This window comes from Weissella sp. DD23 (genome assembly GCF_001579105.1).
In the GTDB taxonomy this organism is placed as follows: domain Bacteria; phylum Bacillota; class Bacilli; order Lactobacillales; family Lactobacillaceae; genus Weissella; species Weissella cibaria.
In genome coordinates, this window is sequence record NZ_KQ970399.1 from 6719 (window position 1) to 11148 (window position 4430).

Here is a 4430-nt window from a genome sequence, read left to right on the forward strand (position 1 = left end):
ATGAAGTAGTAAAGAATGAAGTTCACTTGACTCAAAAAGAACTTCGTGCAACTTGGTGGCGTTCATTCTTCTTGCAAGGTTCATGGAACTATGAGCGTATGCAAAACGTTGGTTGGGCATTCGCCATGATTCCAGCAATCAAGAAGTTGTACTCATCAAAAGAAGATCGTGCCGCTGCTTTGAAGCGCCACTTGGAATTCTTCAACACACACCCATACGTGGCATCACCAATCTTGGGTGTTGAGTTGGCTTTGGAAGAGCAACGTGCTAACGGTGCTGACATCGACGATGAAACAATTCAAGGTGTTAAGGTTGGTATGATGGGACCTTTGGCCGGTGTTGGTGACCCAATCTGGTGGGGAACTGTTCGACCAGTTTTGGGAGCCTTTGCGGCCGGAATGGCCCAAGGTGGTTCAATCCTAGGACCAATTATCTTCTTCGTAGTTTGGAACATCTTGCGTATGGGATTCTTGTGGTATACACAGGATCTTGGTTACAAGCAAGGTACGAATATCACACAAAACTTGGCCGGTGGGGCCATGCAAAAGATTACGATGGGTGCATCTATCCTTGGTATGTTTATCATGGGTGTGCTGGTTCCTCGTTGGACGACGATGAACTTCCCATTGGTTGTGTCAAAGGTTAAGGTTCAAGAAGGAGCCGGCGTTGACATGAGTAGCTTGGCTTCACAAATCAATGGCGGACACGTATCAGTATCAAAGTTGATTGAAATCGTGAACCAAATTAAGGGTGGTCAAACGTTGGGCGCCTACAAGATTACAACGTTGCAAGACACGTTGAACCAATTGATTCCTGGTTTGGCACCATTGCTTTTGTTGTTCTTGGTATTGTGGTTGCTACGTAAGCGCGTATCAGCTATTACAATTATCTTCGGTTTGTTCGCCGTTGGTATCTTGGCTTACTGGCTAGGTATCATGGGTTAATACCGAATGACATAATGTTTGGTAAAATGGTGAGTGGCGGTTAGACGTTACTTGCCATTTTTATTTTTAACTGGTTAGCTCATGCTAGCCAGATACATATTAATTGAATGGGGAAAGAATTATGGTACAAGCGTTGAATACAAAGTTATTTTTGGAAGGAAATGCGAATGCAATGATGTCACCGGTAAACATCAAGCAGGGACGTATTTTCTATGGTGATCAAGGGATTGAATTTCGGGCCAATGCAGGTGGCGGATACATTCAAATTCCGTGGACGAACATTGAAACGATTAGCATGGAAATCTTCTTAAAGTTTTACTTCCGTGGTTTTTTTATCAAGACGACACAAGGTCAAACTTTTGAATTTGTCGGGGGCAAAGCTAAGCAAGCGCTAACGATTTTCCGCGAACAGCTTAAGGCGGATCAAATCCGTCGCCGTAAAGGTGTGCTGGAACGCAACAAATAAGCGCGCTACAATGGTGTCAGGAGGCGTCGGATGAAAACATTAAATTTAACAGTGGTTCGGCATGGTAAGACATACTTTAACCGCTATAATAAATTACAAGGTTGGGGTAATTCGCCTCTAACTGATGAAGGAATTGCAGATGCACACCAAGCCGGTGAACGACTAGCTGACGTACCATTTAAAGCAGCCTATAGTTCAGATACAACCCGAGCAATGGATACAGCAAACATTATTTTGGCAGCCAATCAAACGGCGACAGATATTAGTTTGCAAACGGCTTGGAATTTTCGTGAAGAGTTTTATGGTAGCTATGAAGGCAGTAATATGGATGTCGCCTGGACAAATGCTGGTGCGACCGTTGGCTTAAGCACTTATGCCGCAATTGTTGATGCTTATGGTGTTGATAAAACAAAAGATTTGTTGAAAGCGGCTGATCCATGGCATGACGCAGAAGATGCGACTGAATATTGGCAACGAGTCGAAGCGGGATTCAAGCTGATTTTAGATAATCCAGCTTTGCAGGATGGGGATGATGTTTTGCTGATAAGTCATGGGAATACGTTGATTTCCTTGGCTGACCGGTATGGACAAGGCAAGATTCAGGTTCATGAACGTCCAGCAAATGGTTCGATTGCGAAAATGCAATTGTCGGCTGAAGGAATCAGCATCTCGATGTACAACAATCAAATGATTTAAAAAAGAGAGTGAGACGAAAGACGCTTTGAACCCGATGATAATGTTGTTTAACCCGCTTATGCCTTGGCGCGTGGCGTAAAGGTATGAGTGGATCAAATAGCGTTATATTAAGGATTCATCCTTTCGGAACACGTTTAAAAGCCGCCAATCCTCCGATTTTAGATCGGGAGATTGGCGGCTTTTTTTGAGGCTGAGACAGAGACTTCTGTCCAAGCCTCCGTATTAGTGTTGAACGATTAGTGCCAGAAGATTTGAACTTCACCATCTGTGTGGAATGAATAGTCGTAGTCAGAATCTTCCAAAATTGAGGCAACAGCGGCTTGTGCCATTGTGTTAAATACTGAAAGTGGCATTTCGTTTGTTAGAACGAGTTGGTCACGCAATTGTGGGTTCTTGCGGAATAAGAATTGGTAGTGACCAATGACATCTTCACGTACGTAGTCTTGTAAGTCGTGCAAATTAACAGTGGCAGACTCGTAACCAAAATCAGCGACTGTCGTCATGATTTCAGTCAAGCGCTTGGCAATTGAATCTTCGACTTCGGTGCGAACGTCTGAGTGGGCCGTCTCGGGTTGCCAGTCAGTGGCGTGTTGCAAATCATTCTTGGCAACTAAGTACTTGTTAGTCATAGTATTATCCTCGTGTGATGTATTTAATACATTAATCATACCAGAATAGTCGTGAAAAACGAGTAGGAAAATGTGCCATTTCATAGAAGGCTGTTGCGCCCAGGAAACGCTAATTTCTGCGGTTCATGTGGCGTCATGTTATACTATTTGTTAGCAATTAAGTAGGGAGAATGTCGATATGGGACGTAAACGAAAAGCCTCAGTCGCAGGTGTTGTTGTTGCGTTGGGAATTTTTGCGTTGCAACAAACGGTTTTAAAGGACAATCACGGTTCACAGCAAGGCAAGACGAATTATGCAAATTCAAGTGTGAAAGTGAATCAGTCGGTTGATTACGGTTCACCGGAAGATCAACATCCAGCAGAATCTTTGGCCTCGTCAGTTTTAACTGATGCAGTCAAAAAGCAACTTGCAACCAATAGTATTCGATTTAACGGGTCGGGTGCCTTTGTTTTGAACGATAATAAGACATCGCTCGATGCGAAAGTTTCTTCGGCACCGTATGTACAGTTGGCTAAGCAGGATTCACTTGGTCGTGCAGGTGTGGCTAACGCGCTGTTAAACAAGTCAAGCCGTATTTATCGTTCTCGTGATGAAACGGGTAACTCGCGGCAAATTAATCCGGTAGGGTGGCACCAGTTGACAATTGGTGGTAATTTCCACGTGTTGTACAATCGTGGTCACTCAATTGGGTACGCTTTAGCTGGTAGCGTGAAGGGCTTTGATGCTTCAGAAGCTAACCCACAGAACATTACTGCCCAAACTGCCTGGGCTAACCAGTCGTCAAATGGTAATGATGAGAATACAGGTCAGAACTACTATGAGACGCTGGTACGAAAGGCGTTGGATAATCGTAAGACAGTGCGTTACCGGGTGACACCAGTCTATGAAGGAAACAACCTGGTACCATCAGGTTCGCACATGGAGGCCAAGTCTTCAGATGGTTCTTTGGAATACAACGTGTTTGTACCAAACGTTGAGCCGGGGGTTGTCATTAATTATGCGACTGGCTATGGAAAGCTTGCAAAGTAACTTGCGCAAGGCACAAAAAGTCGCTATACTAGTTATATTGTTGGATCTGTAGTGTAATGGATATCACGTCGGATTCCGGTTCCGGAGATGAGGGTTCGATTCCCCCCAGATTCATTGATATAACGAAAATAAAGCTCTGAAAGCCTTGATATAAAGGCATTTCAGGGTTTTTATTTTTCGATTTGTAGCACTTTTGTAGCACTTTTTTGAAATTTTGTTTTTTCATAGGTTACTCAGCAGGTTAATTGACTTGCTTATTTCGGAAGTGCGCTTAGTTTGTAGTAGGTGGCTATAAGTACTTAAAGTAATTGAAGTGTCCGCATGACCCAGACGTTCTGATACGTATTGCAAATCTACACCATGAGATAATAACCATGAAGCATGTGTGTGTCTAAGTCCGTGAAATGTAATGACTTTGGTTGCACCAATATCATCTAAATCTCTTCGCAACTGTTTATTTGCTGCCGCACTGGTCGGTGGCATAGTATTTTTTGTCTCAAACACGAATCTTGTTTCGGGATGCAGTGTGTACCAATCATATAATTCCGTCATATATTGATCGGGCATGTCTATGTCTCGAACTGAACTTGGCGTTTTCGTCGGCTTCAGTTCATGGTAAACCTGGTCCCAAGTTGTTTCGATATGAATGAGGGAAGAGTCAAAGT

6 protein-coding genes and 1 tRNA gene are annotated in these 4430 nt (G+C 43.5%); 5 read left to right on the forward strand and 2 right to left on the reverse strand.

The genetic code is table 11. The features are described 5' to 3' along the window. From WEIDD23_RS10735 to WEIDD23_RS10745, 3 genes are all read left to right on the forward strand, one after another. Positions 1–944 (forward strand): PTS system mannose/fructose/sorbose family transporter subunit IID (locus WEIDD23_RS10735; RefSeq protein ID WP_242865515.1); only part of this gene is annotated, 944 nt, incomplete at its 5' end. Positions 945–1065: 121 nt separating this feature from the next. Next, entirely contained in the window at positions 1066–1410 is a 345-nt protein-coding gene (locus tag WEIDD23_RS10740; RefSeq protein ID WP_010368859.1) for a DUF956 family protein, read from the forward strand. A gap of 30 nt (positions 1411–1440) precedes the next feature. Next, on the forward strand, positions 1441–2106 hold the full coding sequence (locus WEIDD23_RS10745; RefSeq protein ID WP_010368862.1) for a histidine phosphatase family protein: 666 nt from the start codon (positions 1441–1443) through the stop codon (positions 2104–2106). A 236-nt stretch (positions 2107–2342) separates the two neighbouring features. Here WEIDD23_RS10745 and WEIDD23_RS10750 read toward each other — a convergent pair whose 3' ends face one another. Beyond that, entirely contained in the window at positions 2343–2735 is a 393-nt protein-coding gene (locus WEIDD23_RS10750) for a hypothetical protein (RefSeq protein WP_010368865.1), read from the reverse strand. A gap of 178 nt (positions 2736–2913) precedes the next feature. Here WEIDD23_RS10750 and WEIDD23_RS10755 point away from each other — a divergent pair, with 178 nt between their 5' ends. After that, complete coding sequence (locus WEIDD23_RS10755; RefSeq protein WP_010368868.1) at positions 2914–3765, forward strand: DNA/RNA non-specific endonuclease; 852 nt, start codon at positions 2914–2916, stop codon at positions 3763–3765. 42 nt (positions 3766–3807) lie between these two features. Further along, positions 3808–3879, forward strand: a tRNA-Arg gene (locus WEIDD23_RS10760). 108 nt (positions 3880–3987) lie between these two features. Here WEIDD23_RS10760 and WEIDD23_RS10765 read toward each other — a convergent pair. After that, positions 3988–4430: site-specific integrase (locus WEIDD23_RS10765; RefSeq protein ID WP_207644211.1), on the reverse strand; the 443-nt coding region annotated here is incomplete at its 5' end.